At 68.3% G+C, this 20850-nt stretch carries 18 protein-coding genes and 4 pseudogenes; 12 read left to right on the top strand and 10 right to left on the bottom strand.

The genetic code is table 11. The annotated features are described in order from the left end of the window. Positions 1 to 18: 18 nt before the first annotated feature. A protein-coding gene (locus J2853_RS13615; protein WP_307557867.1) for an IS3 family transposase occupies positions 19 to 1493 on the bottom strand; the annotation gives its coding sequence in 2 pieces (ribosomal slippage) (positions 19 to 1154 and positions 1154 to 1493; 1476 coding nt in all). Between J2853_RS13615 and J2853_RS13610 the strand changes: the two genes are divergently transcribed. Further along, positions 1420 to 2019: an IS3 family transposase gene (locus J2853_RS13610; protein ID WP_307557865.1), complete on the top strand. Its 600-nt coding sequence runs from the start codon at positions 1420 to 1422 to the stop codon at positions 2017 to 2019. The two genes, J2853_RS13615 and J2853_RS13610, sit on opposite strands and share 74 nt — an antisense overlap. On the opposite strand, the gene J2853_RS13605 is transcribed toward J2853_RS13610, so the two are convergent. After that, complete coding sequence (locus J2853_RS13605) at positions 1995 to 2231, bottom strand: hypothetical protein (protein WP_307557863.1); 237 nt, start codon at positions 2229 to 2231, stop codon at positions 1995 to 1997. The genes J2853_RS13610 and J2853_RS13605 overlap by 25 nt on opposite strands. A 49-nt stretch (positions 2232 to 2280) precedes the next feature. Beyond that, positions 2281 to 2673: a VOC family protein gene (locus J2853_RS13600; RefSeq protein WP_307557862.1), complete on the bottom strand. Its 393-nt coding sequence runs from the start codon at positions 2671 to 2673 to the stop codon at positions 2281 to 2283. 131 nt (positions 2674 to 2804) lie between these two features. Here J2853_RS13600 and J2853_RS13595 point away from each other — a divergent pair. Further along, positions 2805 to 3602 (top strand): annotated as a pseudogene (locus tag J2853_RS13595) (IS256 family transposase); the annotation flags it as partial. Positions 3603 to 3614: 12 nt separating this feature from the next. Here J2853_RS13595 and J2853_RS13590 read toward each other — a convergent pair. Next, positions 3615 to 5714 carry an ISAzo13 family transposase gene (locus J2853_RS13590; protein WP_307557860.1) on the bottom strand — a complete coding sequence of 700 codons (2100 nt, stop codon included), beginning with the start codon at positions 5712 to 5714 and terminating at the stop codon, positions 3615 to 3617. Positions 5715 to 5766: 52 nt separating this feature from the next. Then, positions 5767 to 6162, bottom strand: a pseudogene (locus tag J2853_RS13585) (transposase); the annotation flags it as partial. A gap of 70 nt (positions 6163 to 6232) precedes the next feature. On the opposite strand from J2853_RS13585, the gene J2853_RS13580 reads away from it, so the two are divergent. After that, positions 6233 to 7443 (top strand): IS3 family transposase gene (locus J2853_RS13580; RefSeq protein ID WP_307568558.1). Its coding sequence is split into 2 segments (ribosomal slippage): positions 6233 to 6542 and positions 6542 to 7443, totalling 1212 coding nucleotides; the frame shifts between segments, so codons are not numbered across the junction. Between the two features lie 32 nt (positions 7444 to 7475). Here the strand turns inward: J2853_RS13580 and J2853_RS13575 are convergent. Next, positions 7476 to 7904: pseudogene (locus J2853_RS13575) on the bottom strand (transposase); the annotation flags it as partial. Between the two features lie 166 nt (positions 7905 to 8070). Here J2853_RS13575 and J2853_RS48150 point away from each other — a divergent pair. Further along, a pseudogene (locus J2853_RS48150) lies at positions 8071 to 8307 on the top strand (integrase core domain-containing protein); the annotation flags it as partial. Here J2853_RS48150 and J2853_RS13565 read toward each other — a convergent pair. Beyond that, on the bottom strand, positions 8287 to 9114 hold the full coding sequence (locus J2853_RS13565) for a hypothetical protein (protein WP_307557859.1): 828 nt from the start codon (positions 9112 to 9114) through the stop codon (positions 8287 to 8289). The pseudogene J2853_RS48150 and the gene J2853_RS13565 overlap by 21 nt on opposite strands. Positions 9115 to 9662: 548 nt before the next feature. Here J2853_RS13565 and J2853_RS13560 point away from each other — a divergent pair. The 3 genes from J2853_RS13560 to J2853_RS13550 all read left to right on the top strand — a co-directional run bounded on the left by J2853_RS13560 (position 9663) and on the right by J2853_RS13550 (position 12756). Next, on the top strand, positions 9663 to 10559 hold the full coding sequence (locus J2853_RS13560) for a Gfo/Idh/MocA family protein (RefSeq protein WP_307557857.1): 897 nt from the start codon (positions 9663 to 9665) through the stop codon (positions 10557 to 10559). Positions 10560 to 10651: 92 nt separating this feature from the next. Then, positions 10652 to 11668 (top strand): NAD-dependent epimerase/dehydratase family protein, encoded by a 1017-nt coding sequence (locus J2853_RS13555; RefSeq protein ID WP_307557855.1) that lies wholly within the window; start codon positions 10652 to 10654, stop codon positions 11666 to 11668. Between the two features lie 32 nt (positions 11669 to 11700). Continuing rightward, entirely contained in the window at positions 11701 to 12756 is a 1056-nt protein-coding gene (locus J2853_RS13550; protein WP_307557853.1) for a dihydrodipicolinate synthase family protein, read from the top strand. Here the strand turns inward: J2853_RS13550 and J2853_RS13545 are convergent. Then, a complete protein-coding gene (locus tag J2853_RS13545; protein WP_307557852.1) occupies positions 12753 to 13958 on the bottom strand; it encodes a response regulator in 1206 nt (401 codons plus the stop codon). The genes J2853_RS13550 and J2853_RS13545 overlap by 4 nt on opposite strands. 62 nt (positions 13959 to 14020) lie before the next feature. On the opposite strand from J2853_RS13545, the gene J2853_RS13540 reads away from it, so the two are divergent. The 5 genes from J2853_RS13540 to J2853_RS13520 all read left to right on the top strand — a co-directional run bounded on the left by J2853_RS13540 (position 14021) and on the right by J2853_RS13520 (position 19285). Continuing rightward, on the top strand, positions 14021 to 15190 hold the full coding sequence (locus J2853_RS13540) for a DegT/DnrJ/EryC1/StrS family aminotransferase (protein ID WP_307557850.1): 1170 nt from the start codon (positions 14021 to 14023) through the stop codon (positions 15188 to 15190). Positions 15191 to 15263: 73 nt separating this feature from the next. Continuing rightward, positions 15264 to 16511, top strand: coding sequence for an ABC transporter substrate-binding protein (locus J2853_RS13535; protein ID WP_307557849.1), 1248 nt, complete (start codon positions 15264 to 15266; stop codon positions 16509 to 16511). A 56-nt stretch (positions 16512 to 16567) separates the two neighbouring features. Beyond that, positions 16568 to 17434: a carbohydrate ABC transporter permease gene (locus J2853_RS13530; RefSeq protein WP_307557847.1), complete on the top strand. Its 867-nt coding sequence runs from the start codon at positions 16568 to 16570 to the stop codon at positions 17432 to 17434. After that, the gene (locus tag J2853_RS13525) at positions 17431 to 18294 is read left to right on the top strand and encodes a carbohydrate ABC transporter permease (RefSeq protein ID WP_307557845.1); all 864 of its coding nucleotides are present in this window, start codon (positions 17431 to 17433) and stop codon (positions 18292 to 18294) included. Before J2853_RS13530 ends, J2853_RS13525 begins: the two co-directional genes overlap by 4 nt. A gap of 10 nt (positions 18295 to 18304) precedes the next feature. Further along, on the top strand, positions 18305 to 19285 hold the full coding sequence (locus J2853_RS13520) for a dihydrodipicolinate synthase family protein (protein ID WP_307557843.1): 981 nt from the start codon (positions 18305 to 18307) through the stop codon (positions 19283 to 19285). A 69-nt stretch (positions 19286 to 19354) separates the two neighbouring features. Here J2853_RS13520 and J2853_RS13515 read toward each other — a convergent pair whose 3' ends face one another. After that, positions 19355 to 20089: an amidohydrolase family protein gene (locus tag J2853_RS13515; RefSeq protein WP_307557841.1), complete on the bottom strand. Its 735-nt coding sequence runs from the start codon at positions 20087 to 20089 to the stop codon at positions 19355 to 19357. Next, positions 20086 to 20832, bottom strand: a complete 747-nt coding sequence (locus J2853_RS13510) for an amidohydrolase family protein (RefSeq protein ID WP_307557840.1) — start codon at positions 20830 to 20832, stop codon at positions 20086 to 20088. The genes J2853_RS13515 and J2853_RS13510 overlap by 4 nt, the downstream gene beginning before the upstream one ends. Positions 20833 to 20850 lie beyond the last annotated feature (18 nt).

The raw sequence follows: 20850 nt of genomic DNA, 5'->3' as shown, positions 1-20850 counted from the left end.
CAAGGCAGTTGAGCTGGGCTAATTCTGTGTCGGCTTCTCTGGTGTGTCCTTCTGCTCGTCCGTCTGGTCCTGTTTGGGTTTGTTGATCCACGCCGGGCCGGGCAGGTTGGGAGGGGTGGGGGCGCCGCCGCTGGCGAAGCGTTCGGGGTGGGCGGCTTGGGCGGTGGCCAGGACGTGGGCGCGGCGGTCTCGGACGGCGGCAGCGCGACCGTAATGCGCGTCAGCCGGGTGGTGGTAGCCGATCCCGGAGTGGTAATGCTCCTGGTTGTACCAGGTGTAAAAGTCCTGGCAGAAGGCGCGGGCGTCCTCGATCGAGCCGAACCGGCCTGGGAAGGCCGGACAGTACTTGAGCGTTTTGAAGCTCGCCTCGATATGCGGGTTGTCGTTGGATGTCTTGGGGCGACTATGCGACTTGGCCACGCCCAGGTCGATGAGCAACTCGGCGACGGTCTTGGACTTCATCGAGCTGCCGCGGTCGGCATGCAGGGTCAGGGCGTCACGGTTGACCTTCTGCTTGATGATGGTCTGAGCGATCAGCCGCTTGGCCAGCGCGGCCGACTCGCGGGAGGCGACCATCCAGCCGACCACGCAACGGCTGTAGATGTCGATGATCGTGTACAAGTGGTACCAGATGCCCTTGTGCGGGCCGCGTAGCTTGGTGATATCCCAGGCCCACACCCGGTTCGGGGCGTCGGCGAATAGCTCGGGGATGGTCTTGGCCGGGTGGGTGGCCTGACGGCGCCGATCGCGGCCGACCTCGCCGTGTTCGCGCAGGATCCGGTACATGGTGGATTCGGATGCCAGGTAGGTGCCCTCGTCCAGCAGCGTGAAGTACGCCGTGGCCGGGGCCGCGTCAGCGAACCGCTCATTCAGCACGGTGCGGATGCGCTCGCGCTCACCGTGCGAGAGCGCGGCCGGGTGCGGCGTGCGCGGGATGCTCGGCCGGTCCGGGGCGGGGCTGGTGCGGTTCTTGCGATACCAGTTGGCCTGTGGCACTCCGGCCGCCGCGCACGCGTTGCGCCGCCCAAGCAACGGAGTCAGTTCCTCAATCGCCTCGGCTTGGGCGGTTTCGATGATCTCGGTCACTGCTCGCCCCGGCCCGTCGGTGCCTCGCTGCCGGTGGCGAACTGATCCAGCAGCGCGAAGAGCTTTCCCTGCACCTCGATCACTTGGCGGGTCTTGTCGAGTTCGGCGCGCAGCCGCTCAACCTCGCCCTCCAGCGTGTCGATCTTCTTATCGCGTGGATCGGCCTTGGGGCGGCCGACCGGCCGGGCCAGAGCCTCGCTCGCGCCATGGTCTCGGGCTGTCTTCCAACTGGAGATCAACGACGAGTACAGGCCTTCCCGGCGCATCAGCGCGCCCTTGCCGGCCTTGTCGAGCTGGTCGTACTCCGCCAGGATCCGGGCCTTGTAGGCCGCGGTGTATCGGCGGACCGCAGCCCGCTCACGCACCTGCGGGTCAGGGATTTGCGGATCCAGCTTGCTTGCTTCCACGAAGGGATGTCTCCTTCCCCGCCCTCGATACAGAGTTTTATGCCTACTTGCTACCTCTGTCCATTTTGGCAGGGAGGGGACCCAGGAGGGCTGGGTGTATCTGGCGGTTGTCATCGATATCGCCTCACGCCGGGTGGTGGGCTGGGCCACCGCCGATCACCTGCGCACCGAGTTGGTTGCTGATGCCTTGAGCGCGGCCTGTCGCCGGCGTCGCCCCACCCAGCCGGTGATTTTTCACTCGGATCGCGGCTGTCAATACACCAGTGGCGCCTTCGCTGAGTTGGCTGGTCGTCTCGGGGTTCGGTTGTCGGTCGGCCGGACCGGCCAGTGCTGGGACAACGCTCTGGCCGAGTCGTTCTTCGCTAAGTTGAAGGGCGAACTGCTCGGCGATCGCCCCTGGCCCAGCCGTGCCGCGGCCCGCAGCGCGATCTTCGAGTTCATCGAGGGCTGGTACAACCTGCACCGGCTACACAGCAGCCTCGGTTACCGTAGTCCCGCCGCCTACGAGGCCGCGTACACGGCCTGACCACCACACCAAAGGTGTCCGTCAAAGCGGAGCAAGCTCAGTGGAACCTCGCACGGTCGGTCGGCATCTTCATCAGGAATCAGTACATGCAGCAGCCCGCCGCCGTTCTCCCCCATCTCTGTAAGCTCGACGCTCCATCCGTCGTCAGGTAAGCAGTAGTGATTCACGAGTTGGTAGAGCTTGCCGCCGACCTTCATGTACTCGGGTGTCATGAGGTAATCCTTTTAGCGCCTGGCCTGGTACGGCTGACGCCGGGCTCGCTCAGTACTCGGCGTAAATCTCGATCACATTGTCTTCGGGATCGCGGAAGAACAGCGTCCGGTGGCGCCACCCGGGCAGGTCCGTCGGTTCCCTGACGATGGTGACGCCCTTGGCGACCAGCTCTGCATGGCAGGCGTCCACGGCAGGGGGCGGCACGCGAAACGCAAGCTGGACGGCCGCGGCTCCTGACGCTGAAGGGCCGTCGTTCCAGGCCGGCCCCTGCCCCCTTGGCCGTAGGGTCAGCAACGTGGCGCCCACCCTGAAGCTCACCCAGTTTTCGAGGTCGAGTTCGACGGGAAAGCCCATCACGTCCTCGTAGAAGGCTCTCGTCTCCTTCATCTTCTCGCAGAGCAGGATCGTGTAGTCGAAATTACGGATCTCTTTGAGGCTCATGCTGATCATTCTTCCAGCGAAGAGCAATGCTCAGAACCTGTGGGTCGGCTCGGGGGCGTACCCTCCCGAGTGATCGATTCGAAGGTCACTGAGTAGGCCGACGTTGGCGCGTCGGCTGGGAAGGCACGCCCATGCTTACCGTAGTCAATACCGTCGGCACGACGTCGAACGGATCTTTGATTGATGAGATCGTCCGGGAGGGGGCGCGGCGGATGTTGGCCGCCGCTCTGGAGGCCGAGGTCAACTCCTACTTGGCCGAGCTGGCCGACGCTCGCGACGCCGACGGCCGTCGTCTGGTGGTGCGCAACGGGTTCCACGGCGAGCGGACGATTGCCACCTCGGCCGGACCGGTGCAGGTCAAGGCGCCGCGAGTGAACGACAAGCGGGTAGATGCCCAGACCGGGGAACGCAAGCGGTTCTCATCGGCGATCTTGCCGCCGTGGGCCCGCAAGACCCCGAAGATATCCGAGGTGCTTCCGCTGCTGTATCTGCATGGCCTGTCCACCGGCGACTTCGTCCCCGCTCTGGAGCAGTTCCTCGGGTCGGCCACCGGGCTGTCATCGGCGACGGTGTCGAGGCTGACGTCTCAGTGGACCGACGATCACAAGGCGTTCCAGAAGCGCGACTTGTCGGCGACCGACTTCGTCTACGTCTGGGCCGACGGCGTGCATCTGAAGGTCAGGTTGGACCAGGCCAAGGCGTGCGTGCTGGTTTTGGTAGGCGTCCGAGCCGACGGCAGCAAGGAGCTGATAGCCCTGGATGAGGGCTACCGGGAGTCGTCGGAGTCGTGGGCGAATGTGCTGCGCGACTGCGCCCGGCGCGGGATGCGCGCCCCGCATCTTGCCGTCGGCGACGGCGCGCTGGGCTTCTGGAAGGCGCTGCGCGAGGTGTTCCCCGAAACCAAGGAACAGCGCTGCTGGTTTCACAGAAGCCGTAAGGAATCAACGTGTCGTGTCGCGGCTTGGTACTGCGGCGAGGAGGTCGGCTGCGGTGCGGTAGCGGGTAGGTGCTCGGTCTGGGGTGTGGCCCTCTTGTTGGAGGAGGGGGCGGGTTTCGCGGATGACGTTGCCGATGGCGGATCGGCTGACGTCGCCGAGGGCATCGGCGAGGACGTCGATTGTGCAGAGTTTCCGCTGGTAGAGGATCGTCAGCAGGACGCGTTCACTATTGCCGATCTTCTGGGGGAAGATGCCGCCCCGGGCTCCGGGCTGGCGGGGGCCGCCGCGGCGTTGGTAGCCGAGGCGCTCGTTTTGAGCTGTTTGTCGGGCGGCGAGTTGCTTGATGAGGTGATCGAGTTCGGTGCGGGGCAGCCCGGTCAGGGCCGGGTCAGACAGCCGTTCGATGATCGTGGTTCGTGCGGGTTGCAGGTTGCTGTCCAAAAAGGCGAGCAGCGCAGCGGAGGTACCGAAACGGACCGGTGCGACGCCGGGGTGGTAGCTGTCGTCTTCCAGCACCCGGCGGGTCTCTCGGACGAGGTCGCTGATGCAGACGTCAGTGACTTCCAGCAGGTCGGCCAGCACTTTCATGGAGCAGGCCTGACGCTGGTAGAGGAGTGTAAGCAGCAGGCGTGCGGCGTCGTCGAACAGGGGCGTGACGCGGAGTCTGCCGGTGGCGCGGCGGGCTCGTCCGCTGCGTTGCTGGCTGTGTCGTTCCTGGGTGCGGGCGGCCTGAGCGGGGGCGAGCCGGGCAGCCAGTCGTTCGAGTTGTGTGGTGTTCAGGCCGGTCAGCCGTGGGTCAGCCAGGCGTTGAAGCATGGCTTGACGGCGTTGGGCGGGACCGTTCGTCTCGCCGGCGGCCGTGGTTGCGGTGGTCTCGGTGGCGGGCTGGGGGTGGAGGGTGTAGTTCCAGGTGCCGTGAACGAGGTGCCGCTCCAGCGGCAGCGCGGCGAAGCGTTCCTTGCTGATCGCGACGCCGATGGGGTAGTCGCCGGGGTCCAGAGTGGCCTGGACGCGCAGCCCGCCACGAGTGCGGGTCGCCGCAATCGTCTGGACGACTACTTCGTAGCTGGTCAGGGGCCTGCCTCGCCAGTTGAAGGTGATATGGGAGAACAACCGGTGTTCGATCTTGTTCCACTTGGAGGTGCCGGGCGGGAAGTGGCAGACCGTGATCGATAGGCCGGTCTCGGCAGCCAGCGCGGCCAGCTCGCTCTTCCAGACGCGGTAGCGGTGGCCGTTGGAGCCGCCCGAGTCCGCGGTGATCAGCAGCCGGGTTGCGTCGGGGTAGTCGAGGCTGCCGCGGGCCTTCCACCAACGGCGGATGGACTCGACCGCGAAGACGGGGGTGTCGTGGTCGACGCCGACGTTCACCCAGCCGGTGTTGGCGGTGATGTCGTAGATCCCGTACGGGATCGCCTGCTCCACGTCCGGGCCGGTGAAGAAGAAATGGTGGTCCTCTACCCGCACCGGATCACCCTTGGGCCGCCATTCCCGCCCGGCCATCGGCAGCCGGCCGAGCTGCTCACGTTTCTTGGTATCCACGCTGATCACCGGCTGGCGGTCGACCTGATGCTGTTTGACCTGCTCGTTGATATAGCGGAACTGGGCGTCCCGATTGGGATGCTGGGTGCCCTCGAGCGTCTTGGCGTTCGCCTGGAGACTGAAACCGGCCTGGCGCAGCAGACGCCCGACCGTCGGAGCGGAGACCAGATGCCCTTGGCGGGTCAGCTCTGCGGCCAGATGCCGCAGAGACTTCGTCGTCCAGCGCAACGGCGACTCAGGATCACCCCGCTCCTCGGGTTCGACCAGCGCCAATAACGCCGGTATGAGACCCGGATCCAGGTTCTCAGCGTTCTTGCGGCCACCGCCCTCCATCCGCACCCGCCCCTCTGGAAACGGGTCCTGCCCCTCCTCCAGCTCAAACACGCCCCGGCGGACGGTGGTCTCGCTCACCCCGGCCAGCCGCGCCACCGCTCGGACTCCGCCATGTCCGAGCAGGCGGGCCTCCGCGGCCAGCAGCAACCGCCGCTGCCGCTCGTTCAGATGCGGCAACAGCACCTCGAACTTCAATGCCAGCTGCTCCAGCACCTCGGACAAGATCGCCATAGCAGCACATCGAACCCCAAACCGGGAATCGTCGTGTTATTTCCTTACGGCTTCTGTGAAACCAGCAGCGCTGAGCCTTGGCCTGCGGAAACACCTCACGCAACGCACCCCAGAACCCGAGCGCCCCATCGCCGACGGCGAGCACCGGGGCGCGCATGCCGCGCCGCTTGCAATCGCGCAGCAAATCCGCCCACGACTCGGTCGACTCGCGGTAGCCATCAGACAGCGCGATGAGCTCCTTGCGGCCATCGGCGCGCACCCCGATCATCACCAGCAGGCACAGCTTGTGCTCGGCCAGCCGGATGTTGACGTGGATGCCATCGGCCCACAGGTAGACGTAGTCGACACCTGCCAGGTCACGGGCGGCAAACGTGCGTTGTTCGGCCGCCCACTGCTCGGTCAGCTTGGTGATCACCGGTGCGGACAGGCCCGCGGTCGAGCCGAGGAAGGGCCTTCACCCCGAGGTGTGGACATCTTGAGTGCCAGATCATAGAGATCTGGAGACCAAGGAGTTCCTCGTGGCCATGAAGGCCTACTCAGTTGAGTTCAAGACAGACGCCGTCGCGTTGTATCTGTCGGACCCGTCGCGGACGTACGCGTCGGTGGCCAAGGACCTGGGCGTCAACCGTGAGACGTTGCGCCTGTGGGTGCACCAGGCGCGGTCTGCCGGCACTGCTCCGAAGACGGGCTCGGTGAAGAGGCCGCCGACGGGATTGGTAACCTCCGGCAACGTGCTGGAAGAGGAGAACAAGCAGTTGCGGGCCCGGATCCGGGAACTGGAGCTGGAGCGCGAGATTTTGCGGCGGGCGGCCAAGTATTTCGCCGGGGAGACGAACTGGTGAGTCGCTTCCAGTTCGTTGCCGATCACCGTGACGCCTTCGGGGTGAAGCGACTGTGCCGAGTGCTGGAGGTCTCCCGGTCGGGGTTCTATCGGTGGGTGGCCGCCACACCGGCGAGGGCGGTGCGGACGGCGGCCGACGCTGCGCTCGCGGCGGAGATCAGGCAGATCCACGCCGACTTCGATGGCACCTACGGCAGCCCGCGGGTGACTGCCGAGCTGCGCGATGCGGGCCGGCGGGTCAATCACAAGCGGGTGGCGCGGATCATGCGGGTCTTCGGCATCGTCGGGCTGCATCTGCGTAAGAGGGTCCGCACCACGGTGCCCGAGCCCTCCCATCAGAAGATGCCCGACCTGATCAAGCGGGACTTCACCGCGGCCGCGCCGAACCAGCGGTACGTGGGCGACATCACCTATCTGCCCGTCGGTGAGGGACAGTTCTTGTATCTCGCGACGGTGCTGGACCTGCATTCACGTCGCCTGGCTGGTTGGTCGATCGCCGATCACATGCGCACCGAGCTGGTGACCGACGCGCTGCGGGCAGCCGCCGCCACGCGGGGTGGTGACCTGGCCGGGGCGGTCTTTCACTCCGATCACGGGGCGCAATACACCTCCGCCGACTTCGCCGCCGTGTGCAAGGAGTTCGGTGTTCGCCAGTCGATGGGCGCCGTCGGGACAAGCGCGGACAACGCTGCCGCCGAGGCGTTCAACGCCACTCTCAAACGCGAGACGCTGCAGGGCGCCAAACGCTGGTCCTCGGCCCGCCAGGCTCGCCTGGAGGTCTTCAAGTGGATCACTCGCTACAACACCCGAAGGAGGCACTCCAGCCTGAACTACCTCAGCCCGATCACCTACGAGCAGCGGTCCGATAGGGTCCTGCTCGCCGCATGACAGCTGGTGTCAACATTTTGGGGCCAAGGCCCGAACTGACCCAGGGCGGGCACGAAGTCACCCGAAGACAGGCCGTGCAGATACAGCAGCGGCAACACCTCGGTGATGCGCGGGGTCTTGCGCGCCCACGGCGGCAGGATGGATGAGGAAAACCGCTGCCGCTCGCCGGTATCGGGGTCGATGCGCTTGTCGTTGATGCGCGGGGCGGTCACCTCGATGGCGCCGGCCGCGGTGAGGACCTCCCGCGCTTGGTGCGAGCCGTTGCGCACGACCAGGCGGCGGCCGAACTCATCGCGCTCGTCGGCGAAGGCGGCGATGTAGGCATCCACCTCGGCCTTCAGCGCTTCGGCCAGCATTCGGCGGGCGCCCTCACGCACGATCTCATCGATCAGCGACGGCGAGATGGAGCTGTCGGTGAGAGGGCGATCGCCGCCGGCGGGGTCAGGGACTACGGTGAGCAACGGGTGTGCCTTCCCGACCGACGTTGGCGCGTCGGTCATGCTTGAGGTCTCACATGATCATCGGGAAGGTGCACCCCTTCCCGACAGATCCACAGAGTTCAAGCATTGCTCCTCGAACTGCACCTCAGATGAGTTCGGCCGGTTCCTGACCGGCTTAGGAATCCGTCGCTCGGTCGGCCGCACCGGTGTCTGCTATGACAACGCGATGGCCGAGTCGTTCTTCGCCGCGATCAAGAACGAATGGCTCCACCGCTTCGTCTTCACCACCCGAGCCAAAGCGAAACGGCAGGTCATCCGCTACATCGAAGGGTTCTACAACCAGCGGCGCCTGCACTCGGCGCTCGGCTACCGGACGCCGCTTGAAGTGCTCAACGAGTCCCTTTCATCCCAACCAGCCGCATAGGCTACGCCCATAAGGCGGCTGTCCGGAATCATCGTGGCCCCCCAGGTAGCCCTTGCTGGTGCCGATGACGTTGTTCCAGCTCGTGCTGTCGGTGTTCAGGGTGGCCGCGTCCAGGGCGTTCGGACTGTTGCAGTGTCCGGCGGTCACCAGGAATTTCTTCGAGCGGTCCGGGCGTCTCATGGGAAATGCCGTGGAGCAATGCCTGGCATTACTGGCGGGGTTTCCCCAGGCCGAACCGCCCCAGTACGGATACCGGTCCCGCCAGCGGTCGGGTCCGTCCTGCCGTGTCGCTTGGGGGACCTGACGAACTGTCACGGTATCGCCGTAATCGGCCGCCAGAACAGCCCTGGCATCGTCGGTGATCGTCTCCAGGCCGACGACGACCGCGTTGTGCTCCCAGTCCATTCCCGTGGTCACGATGGGGACCGAGGCGACGGAGCGGCGCTCCATGATCTCATCGGAGATCCGGGCGAGATCCGCGAAACTACGGCCGACCGACACCACCGCTCCCTTTGAGCCGACCGAGGACCGGGCCGTTGCCCGTGTCCGTTCTGTCGCGCCGGTCGGGACAGCGGTGACCACCTGGCCACTCGCCCGGTCATACCAGGCGCCGGCCCACTGGGTCGGCTCGGCGAGCACCGATCGATTGACGGCCTCGATGGTCTCGATGGCCGAGTCCGAAGGCGGAGCCACCGGTGGCGTCGCGTCGGCCAGGCCGGCAAGTGGACGGTTGTTGTCGTTGATCGCGTGAGCGGGACCGGCCAGGGTCAGAAACGCCGTTGCCGCTGTGATCGACGAGACCAACAATGTCGGTAGGACTCGCCTTCCTCTTCTGGCCGACGCTACGGCGAGAAGGCGCCTCGTACCTAAATCCTTCACATCTGCTCCTCTTGCTGCTGACCGGAGGGCGGGGGCATCGCCTTGGCACCGGCTCGCGCGTGCGCATTGCCACTGACATGACGAAGCCGGCCTTGTAGCGGGGAAGTGGGGGACCGCCAACGGCGGACGTAGGGGTGTCCCATGAATTTCCGATCGATGCCATCAAGATCAGAAAATTTACGGTCCCGACCGTAAACAGGTGTGCGATGATCTGTCAAGGATCAATAAGGCATATGAGCCGCTCTGGCGTGCCTGTAGCGTTCCAACGCTATTTACGGTCGGGGCTGTAATCCTCGCATCGAGGATCAGACGTGAGGGTCTCCCATGTCGCCGACTCATCGCGGCGACCAGCATGAACGGCTGCTCGAACGCCGGCTTTTCGGACGCCCTCCACGACAACGGCCGACTACGGCCCACGTTTGTGCTCCCCGCGTGAGGTGTACGGTCGGTAGCCCCTCACCGACCAGGAGAACGTCGTGCGCATCGCCATCGCCGGGCTGGCCACCAGCCACCCCTACACCGACGCCCGCACCCTCGCCTCCCACGCCGACCTCATGGTGTGGGAGGAGGACCGGGCTCGGCTGGCCCGCTTCACCGAGGAACATCCCGGGGCCGAGGTCGCCGCCGGGCTGGACGATCTGCTCGCCGCCCGCCCCGACGGAGTGGTGCTGACTGTGCCCAACCCGGGGGTGGCTCCCGCGCTCGCCCGGGTGCTGGCGGCGGACCTGCCGTGCTTCGTCAACAAACCGGCCGCCGCGACCGCCGCCCAGCTTGCCGCCGTCGACGTGGCGGCCTCTTCGCGGCCCGAGCTGGTGTTGTCCACCTCGGTGCTGCGCTTCGCGCCCGCCTTCACCGCTCTGATGGCCGAGGACCTTGGGGAGGTGCTCTCGGTGCGGGCCACCGTACGGCACGACGTGGGCCTGTGGGCGGGTGGCCACAACCCGTGGCAGGACGACCCGGCCGTGGGCGGCGGCACGATGGTGACCATGGGCGTGCACGGTGTGGAACTGCTGGTCGCCCTTCTCGGCCCCGCCGTGAGGCTGGCCGGGGCGGCGGCCGCCACCCGCTCCTACACCGCTCTGAAGTCGGAGGACACCGGCGTCATGGCGCTGGCCTGGGAGAACGGCGTCGTCGGCACCGTGGAGGTCGTCGGGGTCACCGACGAGGAGTCGTACACGGTCAGTGTCCACACGCGCGCCGGCACCCATGAGGTCGTGGTGGAGCCTGGGCCGGACCACCTCGTCGGCCTGGGCTACCGGGGCACCGTGGAGGCGTTTTTGTCCATGGTGGGCGGCGCCCCGAGCCCGGTGCCCTGGGAGCAGACCAGGTCCGTGCTCGGCACGCTGGTGGCCGCCCGCGAGGCCTGCGCCTAGGATCCCGTCCGCCCGGCACGCCGGGCGGGCGTTGACAGCCGAACTCGCATCCAGTTACGGTCTGGACCGTAAATGAGAGTGAGGAGTTCCGCGTGCGGACCATCGCAGAGCTGGAAGAACGCCTGTCGCGCCCCCGTGACGGGCTGGTCGAGGATCTGGGCAAGCTCGACGGCGACATCATGGTGCTCGGCGCCGGCGGCAAGCTGGGCCCCAGCCTCGTCCGCCTGGCATTGAACGGGGTCAGGGCGGCCGGAGGCGGCAAGCGTGTCATCGCGGTGTCGCGTTTCTCCGAGCCGGGCCTGGCACAGGCGCTCAGCGACGAGGGCGCCACGGTCGTGGCGGCCGACGTTGCCGACGAGAACACGCTGCGGGAGCTGCCCGACGCGCCCAACGTGGTCTTCCTCGTCGGGGCCAAGTTCGGCACCCAGGGGCGCGAGCACGCCACCTGGTTCACCAACGCCTACCTGCCAGGTCGCGTGGCCGACCGGTTCGCGGGCAGCAGGATCGCCGCGCTGTCGACGGGCAACGTCTACCCGCTCGTCCCGGTCACCTCCGGCGGTCCCACGGAGGACTCGCCCACCGGGCCGGTCGGCGACTACGCCATGAGCTGCCTGGGCCGCGAGCGTGTGCTCACTCATTTCGCCGAGGAGCGCGGCACGCCGACGGCACTGATCCGGCTCAACTACGCCGTCGAAATGCGCTACGGCGTGCTGGTCGACCTCGCGCAGAAGATCGTCGCCGGACAGGCCATCGACGTGACCACCGGCCAGGCGAACGTGGTCTGGCAGGGCTACGCCAACGAGGTGACGCTCCGCTCGCTGCTGCTGGCCTCCGTCCCGCCGTACGTGCTCAACGTGACCGGACCCGAGCTGGTCTCGGTACGGCAGGTCGCCACCGACCTCGGCCGCCTACTGGACAGGGAGCCGGTCTTCGTCGGCGAGGAGGCCCCCACGGCGCTGCTGTCCAACGCCTCGCGCTGCCACGGTCTTTTCGGCTACCCCGATCTCACGCTCGCCGAACTGGTCGAGCACACCGCCCGCTGGGTGAGTGACGGGGGGCCGCTGCTGGGCAAGCCCACCAAATTCGAGCGCCGTGACGGCGCGTTCTGACCCGCATCGGCGAGTGCGAAAGGGGAACGTACGTGCTCAGCACGGCACCTGAGAGACAGGGCTCCGTCCACGACCTGTTCCGCAAGGGCATGGTCATCCCGGCGCACCCTCTGGCGCTGACCGAGGACCGGCGGCTCGACGAGCGGCGGCAGCGGGCGCTGACTCGCTACTACGTCGAGGCGGGGGCGGGCGGCCTGGCCGTCGGGGTACACACGACCCAGTTCGCGATCCACGGCACCGGCCTGCTGCCGCCCGTGTTGGAGTTGGCCGCCGAGACCGTCCGAGGCTACGAGCGCGAGGTGGTGCTGGTGGCGGGCGCGACCGGCAGCACCGCGCAGGCGGTGGCGGAGGCGGAACTGGCGGCCTCGCTCGGCTACCACATGGTGCTGCTGAGCCCGCACCGCGAGCTGGACGAGGACCAGCTCATCGAGCGGACCCGCGCGGTGGGGGAGGTGCTGCCGGTGATCGGCTTCTACCTGCAGCCCGCCGTCGGCGGCCGGGCGCTGACCCGCGACTACTGGACGCGCCTGGCCTCGATCGACGCGGTCGTCGGCATCAAGGTCGCCCCGTTCAACCGTTACCGGACGCTGGACGTGCTCCACGGTGTGGTCAGGGCCGGGCGCACCCGCGAGGTGGCGCTCTACACCGGCAACGACGACCACATCCTGTCGGACCTGATCACTTCGCACCGAGTCGTCGTGGACGGTGACGAGGTCGACGTCGAGTTCGTCGGCGGTCTCCTCGGCCAGTGGGCGGTGTGGGTGAGGCGGGCGGTCGAGTTGCTCGACGAGGCGCGGCGCGCCCGTGGCGGCGACGACGCCGCCGTGCGCAGGCTGCTCACCCTCGACGGGCACCTGACCGACGCCAACGCCGCCATCTTCGACGCCGAGCACGGCTTCCACGGCTGCATCCCCGGTATCCACGAGGTGTTGCGGCGCCAGGGTCTGCTGGCCGGGCGCTGGTGCCTGGACCCGGAGGAGGAGCTCTCCCCCGGGCAGCTCGCCGAGATCGACCGGATCTGGGCGGCCTATCCGTGGCTACGCGACGACGAGTTCGTCGCCGAGGGACTGGACCGGTGGTTGCGCTAAAGGGTCAGGCGGTAGAGCGTCAGCGGGCGGCCACTGGAGCCGCTGGAGAGGTTGCCGGTGCGTTCGGCCAGCCCGGCCAGCTCCAGGCGGTGCAGCATCCGGCGGGCCGTGCGCTGCTGCACCGCGAGCCGCTCGGCGATCTCGCGGGTGGTCAGCGGCTGATCGCCCACTGTCGCCCGAGCCTCCAGCAGTTTCTCCAGCGTCGCCACCGACAGGCCCACCCGGTGGGCCAGGAGCGGCAGGTTCGTCTCGCTGGCCGGGGGCGGGGCGACCGACTCCAGCACGACGTCGGTGTCGGCCCGCAGCGACAGCACCGCGGCCACGTCGCCGATGCGCCGTGCCCTGGCCAGCGCCCTGCGGGCCAGGCTCTCGGCCTCGGCGGCGCTGCGGCCCAGACCGAACCCGGCCCGCACGACCCGGCTGTAGGCGGCCAGCCGCGACAGCATCGGCAGGCTGGAGAAGCCGCCCGTCGCGTCGTGCAACGGGCCGCGGGTGGTGACCAGCAGATGGATGCCGCCGCGGAAGGCCGCGAGCGTGCCGCCCAGCGCGGTCGCCTCGCGCAGCAGGCCTTCCTCGCCGTCGAGCTCGATCAGTCCCAGCGCGATCTGCGCGTCCTCATGCGCCTGGCCCTCCGCGGACATCAGGAGCTGGCGCAGGGCGACGCGGACCGAGTGCACCGACGGTGCCAGGCGCAGCACGGGGAGCTTGCCGCGCAACGCCTCGTGCACCGAGCTGAGGCAGGTGATCACGACGTGCTCGCCGCCGCGACGGTGGAAGGCGATGGCCGACTGCGAGGTCGTGCCGCTGCGCCAGGGGAGCACCCGCAGCTCGTCGGTGGGCAGGCCGGCCTCGGCGAACGTGGCGGTCACCTCGGCGCTCGACAGGGTGTCGATGGACAGGCGGGTGACGTCGTGGCCCTGGTGCTGGAGCCGTACGAGGGCGCTGAGCAGGGTCGCGCCCGAGTAGTCAACGAACGTGGCGGGACGGGTGAGGACGTCGGCCTCGTGCGCGAGCATGTGCGGCACGATGCCGGTGAACAGCCAGCCCTCCACCGCGTTCGCGTGCGCCTCGACGATCGTGGGCGCCTGGGACTCGTGGTCGTAGTCGAGCCGCAGGGTGCTCACACCCGGTTGTTCCTCGCAGACGGCCGCCACGTCGTCGACCAGGTCGTGGGGGCCGACCACCCCGATGAGGATCCCCACTGAAGCCTCCTGGCTAAATTACGGTCAAGACCGCTATTACTTTATCTCGTGCGAGGTGTTGCGTGACTCCGAAGTTCCCCAGCGCCGCGGAAGCGGACGGCAGGACACTCGGCGACGAGGAGGTGGCCGCCGTCGAGCGGGTGATCCGCTCGGGGATGCTCAACTCCGTGTGGGGCACCGAAGCCAAGGCGCTCGAACGCGAGATGGCCGAGTTGTGCGGCGCCCGGCACGCTGTCGCGTGCAGCTCGGGCACCGCGGCTCTGCACCTCGCGGTCGTGGCGGCCGCCCCCGATCCGGGCGATGAGATCATCACGACGCCCATGACCGACTTCGGAACCGTGGCCCCTATCTTGGCGCAGAACGCGGTCCCTGTCTTCGCCGACGTCGATCCACTCTCGGGGAATCTCGATCCGGGCGCCGTTCGGGCCGCGATCACTCCGCGTACCAGGGCGATCATGGCGGTGCATCTCTTCGGCGCCACCGCGGCTCTGGACGAGTTGCGGGTGATCGCCGACGAGCACGGGCTCATGCTGATCGAGGACTGCGCGCAGGCTTGGCTGGGCGAGTTGCCCGACGGACGGCCGGTAGGCGGTGTCGGCGAGGTCGGCTGCTTCAGCCTGCAGCAGTGGAAGCACATCACGTGCGGCGACGGCGGCCTTGTGATCACCGATGACGACGCGCTGGCCATGGCGATGCGCCTGTTCTCCGACAAGGGCTGGGACCGGGCCGGCGGGCGGCACCACCAGAGCTTCGGGCTCAACTACCGGATGACCGAACTGCAGGCCGCCGTGGCCCGGGCGCAGTTGGTCAAGCTGCCCGGGGTGGTGGGCGCCCGGCGGCGCTGGGCTCTACGGTTGCTGCGGGAGTTGGCGGGGCTGCCCGGCCTCGCGCTGCCCGACCCCCGCGGGCACGCGTGGTGGTACTTCCCGGTCGTGCTGCCGGGCGGGGGAGCGCGCGAGCTCGCCGCCAGGTTGGCCGCCGACGGGATTCCGGCCCGGGCCGGGTATCTGGCCGAGCCGCTCAACCGGGCACCGCTGTGGGACGGGCCGATGTACGGCACGTCCCGTTTCCCCCTGACGGCGCCGCCCACCGCCTGCCCCGAGGCGGACCGCCTGGTCGGTGAGACGCTGCTGATCGTGGACCTGAACGAGAACTACACCGCCGACCACGTCACGGCGATCGCCGAGGGGTTTCGGCGTTACGTTCGGATATCGGGCATTGACCCCTTCTGACGGTGGTCGCTAAATTTCGGTCTGGACCGGTATTGACGATGAAGCCGGTATCACCAATGAGAGGAAGGCTCCGATGAGGAAAGTCGCACTCACCGGCCTCGCGGCCGCCCTGGGAGTCACACTCGCCGGATGCGGCGGCTCCGGCTCAGGGTCGGACAAGAGCACGGTGACGCTGTGGATGTATCCCGTGATCGGGGACCAGGCCAAGAGTCAGGCGTTCTGGACCAAGGTCGAGAAGGACTTCGAGGCCAAGAACGCCACGATCGACCTCAAGATCGACCAGCAGCCCTGGGACGGACGCCAGGAGAAGGTCACCACGGCACTCGCCTCGAAGAAGGGCTTCGATCTGGTCGTGCTCGGCCCCGACCAGATCCCCCAGTACGCCCAGCAGGGCGCGCTCGCCCCGGTGGACGACGTGGTGGCCCCCGCCAAGGCCTCCTTCCTGCCCAACGCCCTCACCGCGCTGACCATGGACGGCAAGCTCTACGGCGTGCCGATCTACCAGACCGTCACCGCGCCGATCTACAACAAGAAGGTGTTCGCCGACGCGGGCGTGACCGATTTCCCCCAGACCTGGGAGGCGTTCAAGGCCGCCGCGCCCAAGCTCGCCGCCCAGAAGGTCGCGATCCTCGACTACCCGGGTGCCCCCGAGGTCGGCCTGAACCAGAGCTTCTACCCGCTGCTGTGGGGCAACGGCGGCAGCGTGTTCGCCGCCGACGGCAAGACCGTCGCCTTCAACGGACCCGAGGGCGTCGAGGCCCTGCAGTTCCTGCTCGACCTGCAGAAGCTGGGCGGCCTGCCGGAGAACGCGGCGACCAAGAAGAACGACATCGAGGGCGGCCCGCTGGCCGCGGGCAAGACGGCCGTCTACCACGCGGCCACCGCGCTGCAGGCCACCCAGTTCGGCGCGGCCATCGGCGATGACAACGTCGGCGTCGGGCTGCCGCTGGAGAGCAAGAAGAAGGTCGCGTTCGGCATCCCCGGCGGGCTCGTGCTGGCCAAGCACTCGCCGAACGCCGAGGCCGCCAAGAAGTTCGCCGCCTTCCTGTCCTCGCCGGAGGTCTCGGCGGAGCTGGCCAAGGAGTCGGGCTTCTTCCCGGCGCGCACCGACGTGACCGTGCCCGGTGCCTCCCCGGTCGTCCAGGAGTTCGCCAAGTCGCTGGAGTACGCCTTCCCGGGTGACACCCACCCGATGGCCCGTCAGGTGATGGCGCTGATCGTGCCGGAGATCCAGGCTGCCCTGCTCGGCAAGAAGGACGCCAAGACGGCCCTCGACGACGCGGCCCAGGAGGCCAATACGCTGCTGGCCAACGGCGGCTGAAGCGATTCGCCCCCTTGTCCCGGCAGGGGGCCGTTATGTGCGAAAGGCGTGAACCTGTGCGACAGCGCATGCGGGACCCCATGATGGGCCTGCTGTTCGTCCTCCCCATGCTGGTGCTCTTCCTGATCTTCAGGTTCGTACCCATCCTGGGCGCAGGGGGCATGAGCCTGACCGATCTGAACCTCGGCGGTGAGTGGAACTTCATCGGCGTCGACAACTACGCCCGGTTGTTCGACGATCCGAAGTTCTGGGACAGTCTGCGGATCACGCTGGTCTATGTCGCGATCTATGTGCCCCTGACCGTTCTCATCGCGCTCGGCACCGCGCTGCTGCTCAACGCGGTCGTCTTCATGCGCGGGCTGTTCCGGGGCATGCTCTTCCTGCCGTACGTCACCAGTTTCGTGCTGGCCGGCGTGATCTGGCGGTGGATCTACGAGTTCGACGGAATGATCAACGGGCTGCTGGACAAGCTCGATCTCGGCCCCGTCGGCTTCCTGGAGGAAACCGCCCTCGTCCTGCCCGCGCTGGCGGTGGTGTCGGTGTGGAAGGGCTTCGGCTACTCCATGTTGATCCTGCTCGCGGGCCTCAAGTCGATCCCGACCTCCTACCTGGAGGCGGCGACGGTCGACGGGGCCGGGCCGTGGCAGCGGTTCCGCCGGATCACGCTGCCGCTGCTCAGGCCCGCCCTGTTCTTCGTCGTCATCATCGAGACCATCGGAGCCTTCCAGACGTTCGACACCATCTACGTGATGACCGGTGGAGGGCCGGCCAGGGCGAGTTACACGCTCATCTACGGCCTGTACGACCAGGGTTTCAGATTCTCCAACCTCGGCTACGCGGCCACGATCGGCATCGTGCTCTTCGCGCTGGTGCTCGTCGTGTCGCTGGCCCAGCGCCGCCTGCTCGATCGGGGAAACGCATGACGCTCACCGCCACCCGACCCGCCACCTCGGCCGTGAAGCCTCCGGCCAAGTCCCGGCGCAGGTCCTTTCCCTGGCCGCTGTGGATGCTGCTCGCGCTCGTGTCGGTGATCACGGTCAGCCCGTTCTTCGTGATGTTCGTGGTGGCGCTGTCGCCGCCGGGCGAGCCCACCCTGCCCGCCCGATGGCCGGGGTCGCTGTCCCTGGACACCATCGTGAACCTGCTGTCGTCCTCCGGGTTCGTCGGCTGGACGGTCAACACGGTGATCTACGCGCTCGTGTCCGTGGTGATCATCCTGCTGACCGCGTCGATGGCCGGCTATGCCTTCGCCAAGAAGCGCTTCCCCGGACGCGACACCATGATGTGGGCGTTCCTCGCGACGCTCATGGTGCCGTTCCAGGCAACGCTGATCCCGATGTTCGTGCTGATCTCGGAGCTCGGCGGGGTGGACACGTTCTGGGGTCTGATCGTGCCGACGCTGGCCAACTCGCAGGCGGTCTTCCTCATGCGGCAGTTCATCCGCGACCTGCCCGACGAGCTGTTCGAGGCGGCCAAGGTCGACGGGGCTTCCGAGTGGCGCATCTACTGGCAGATCGTGATCCCGCTGACCAAGCCGATCCTGGCCACGCTCGGGGTGTTCGTGTTCCTGTGGCACTGGAACGACTTCCTGTGGCCGCTCGTCATGGCGCAGTCGGACGAGATGCGCACCCTCACCGTGGGGCTGGCGTCGATGCGTACGGAGGGTTCGCCGCTGGCCGTGCTCATGGCCTCCGCCGCGCTGTCGGTGCTGCCCTGCCTGCTGGTGTTCGCGCTCCTGCAGCGCTACCTGGTCAACAGCATCGCGATGACGGGGCTCAAATAAAGTGCTTTAGATGGATATGTCATTACAGGCCGCGCGGCTGCGGGAGCAACTGCGCGGCATGCTGCTCGCCGCGGCGGCCACCCCCATGACGGCCTCGGGCGAGGTGGACCTCGACCTCGTGACGGCCTACTTCCGCGGCCTGATCGCCGACGGCGCCGACGGGCTCGCGGTGCTCGCCCACACCGGCCGCGGTCCCTTCCTGCCCCCGCCGGTACGGTTCGCCGTGATCGAGCGCGCGGTCTCCCTGGGCGTGCCGGTGCTGGTCGGCGTCGGCGGCGCCCCTGATGAAGTGCGGCCGGGCGGGGTCACGGTCACCGTGAGTACGGCGCGACCGGACGATCCGGCAGTCTCCCAGGGCGCGTCCCCGGGTTCGACGGAGCGGGTCGTCGAGGAGGCGCGGGTCGCCGCCGCGCTCGGGGCCGTCGGGGTGCTGGTGTTTCCCTCCGCCGAGGACCGGGTCGCCCTGCACGACGCCGTCTGGCGGGGCGCCGGACTGCCCATGATCGCCTTCGACCTCTACACGCTGCCCTGCCCGCCCGCCGTATTGGAGGAGATCGTCCGCCACCCCGGGGTGGCGGGGCTGAAGACGGCGCTGCTGTCGGACGCGATGGGATGTCAGGAGGCGATCCGGATCACCCGCGAGGCGGGACGGCTGGCGATCACCGGGGAGGACCGGATGTTCGGCCCGTCGCTGCTGTGGGGCGCCGAGGCGGCGCTGGTCGGACTCGCGGCCGCGCGGGTGGGCGTCACCCGCGACGTGATGCGCGCCTTCGCCGGGAACGACCTGCGGGAGTTCGAGCGGGCGTCGGCGCTGCTCGACCGGCTGGCCGCCGCGACGTTCACCGCGCCGATGGAGGGCTACGTCCAGCGCATGCTGTGGCTGGCCGCCGCCGAGGGGCGCATCCCGCGCTCGCACGCCTTCGACTGCTACGGCCCGGTGATGGGAGAGGACGAGCGGGCGAGGAAGAAGGCCGCGCTCGCCGGGATGTGACCTGCCCGAAGGTCCCTCAGCCGACCGGGAGGCTGAAGAAGGTGGGGGTGTGACCTGCCCGGGGACCCCTCAGCCGATCGGGAGATTGAAGAGGGCGGCGGCGTTGCGCCAGGCCAGGAGGTCGGCCGCGTCGCCGGTCAGGCCGGCCGCCGCGACGGAGCCGAAGGCGGAGGCCGGGTCGATGAGCGTGGAGTCGGTGCCGAACAGCAGCCGTTCCGGGTCCACGGCGGCGGCGACCTCCGCGATGCGCCCGGAGGGGAAATGCGACCAGCACGGCTCCAGATAGAGGCGGTCACAGGCGCGGGCGGCCTCGATGGCGTGCCGGTAGCCGTCCGCGCCCATGTGCCCGGCGATCACACGCAGGCCGGGTGTGTCGAGGCAGACCTGGGCCAGGTCGAGCACGGAGGCGCCCCAGGTGTGCACCAGCGCGGGGACACCCGCGGACGCCACCAGGGCCAGCGCGTCGCGCATCCGCGGAGAGGCGACGGGGGAACCGGTGTACTCGGTGTGGATTTTCACGCCGACGAACCGGCCGGTGGGCAGGTAGGCGTTCAGGTCGCGCTCGGCCTCGGCCAAGCGGCGCGGGTTGACGGTCACGTAGCCGTACAGGCGGGCGGAGCCGGGCGCGGAGTCCAGGTGGGCGGCCAGGGCACGGTTGCCCGCCGGGGCGTCGTAGATGACGGCCTCGGTGCCCGACACGATGGCCAGGTCGATCCCGTAACGGTCCATGGCCCGGATCGTCAGCGTGGAGACGTCCATGGTGAAGAACCACGGACCCCAGTGTGCGTGGACATCTATGATCATGAGGGTTCCCCGAGGAGCAGGCGACGGGCGTTGCCTCCGGCGACGAGCGCGACCTCGTCGGGCTTCAGGCCGCCGGTGCCCAGGCGCAGCAGAGGAACGAGCGGTTCGTAGTACGGCGTGCGGGAGCCGAACAGCAGGCGTTCGGCGCCGAGTTCGCCGGCGACGGTCTCCAGCGCGTCGGGGGAGTTCAGCAGCCGGGTCGAGGTGTGAAAGCCCGGTTCGTCGGCGGCGGTCACGAGGAAGTCGCCAAGATGGTAGAAGTGCGTGTCGAGGAAGACGACCCGCAGGCCGAGACCAGCGAGCGGCCGCCAGAACCGGCGCACGTCACCCCCGGTCAGCACGGTCAGGTCCAGTGCGGCGGCCCGTCCGGCGACATGCCGCACCGAGGGGAAGCCCGCCTCGACCCCCTGCTCGTCGGGGAAGAGCCGGACCGCCCGCATTCCCAGGGCGGCCAGCCGTTCCATCTCGCGGACCGCGCCCAGCGGGTCGCGTAGGTCGAGGGCGCCGACGGGCACGATCCCCGCCGGGGTCGCCGAGGCGAGGGTCTCGTCGTTGCCCGACACCATGTCGAAGAGCGCGGCCCGCAGGCTGGCCACCGCGCCCGCGGTGATGCCGTGGCGGGCCAGGACGCGCGGGGCGGGCTCCGGTGGGAGGTCGCGGTCGGGGTAGGCGCCGCCGAGCACGTCGGCGTCGAGCGTCACCACCAGGTCGCCGACCAGTTGCCGGGGGTCGAAGGGCATCATCCGGGCATCCTTCCATTC

The organism is Streptosporangium lutulentum (assembly GCF_030811455.1).
GTDB classification, from domain to species: Bacteria; Actinomycetota; Actinomycetes; order Streptosporangiales; family Streptosporangiaceae; genus Streptosporangium; species Streptosporangium lutulentum.
This window is presented reverse-complemented; position numbering and strand designations above follow the sequence as displayed.

Coding starts and splice junctions, on each gene's coding strand:
- J2853_RS13590 (WP_307557860.1), bottom strand. CDS start 5,714: ATGGCGATCTTGTCCGAGGTGCTGGAGCAGCTGGCATTGAAGTTCGAG.
- J2853_RS13535 (WP_307557849.1), top strand. CDS start 15,264: ATGAGGAAAGTCGCACTCACCGGCCTCGCGGCCGCCCTGGGAGTCACA.
- J2853_RS13515 (WP_307557841.1), bottom strand. CDS start 20,089: ATGATCATAGATGTCCACGCACACTGGGGTCCGTGGTTCTTCACCATG.
- J2853_RS13520 (WP_307557843.1), top strand. CDS start 18,305: ATGGATATGTCATTACAGGCCGCGCGGCTGCGGGAGCAACTGCGCGGC.
- J2853_RS13600 (WP_307557862.1), bottom strand. CDS start 2,673: ATGAGCCTCAAAGAGATCCGTAATTTCGACTACACGATCCTGCTCTGC.
- J2853_RS13510 (WP_307557840.1), bottom strand. CDS start 20,832: ATGATGCCCTTCGACCCCCGGCAACTGGTCGGCGACCTGGTGGTGACG.
- J2853_RS13605 (WP_307557863.1), bottom strand. CDS start 2,231: ATGACACCCGAGTACATGAAGGTCGGCGGCAAGCTCTACCAACTCGTG.
- J2853_RS13525 (WP_307557845.1), top strand. CDS start 17,431: ATGACGCTCACCGCCACCCGACCCGCCACCTCGGCCGTGAAGCCTCCG.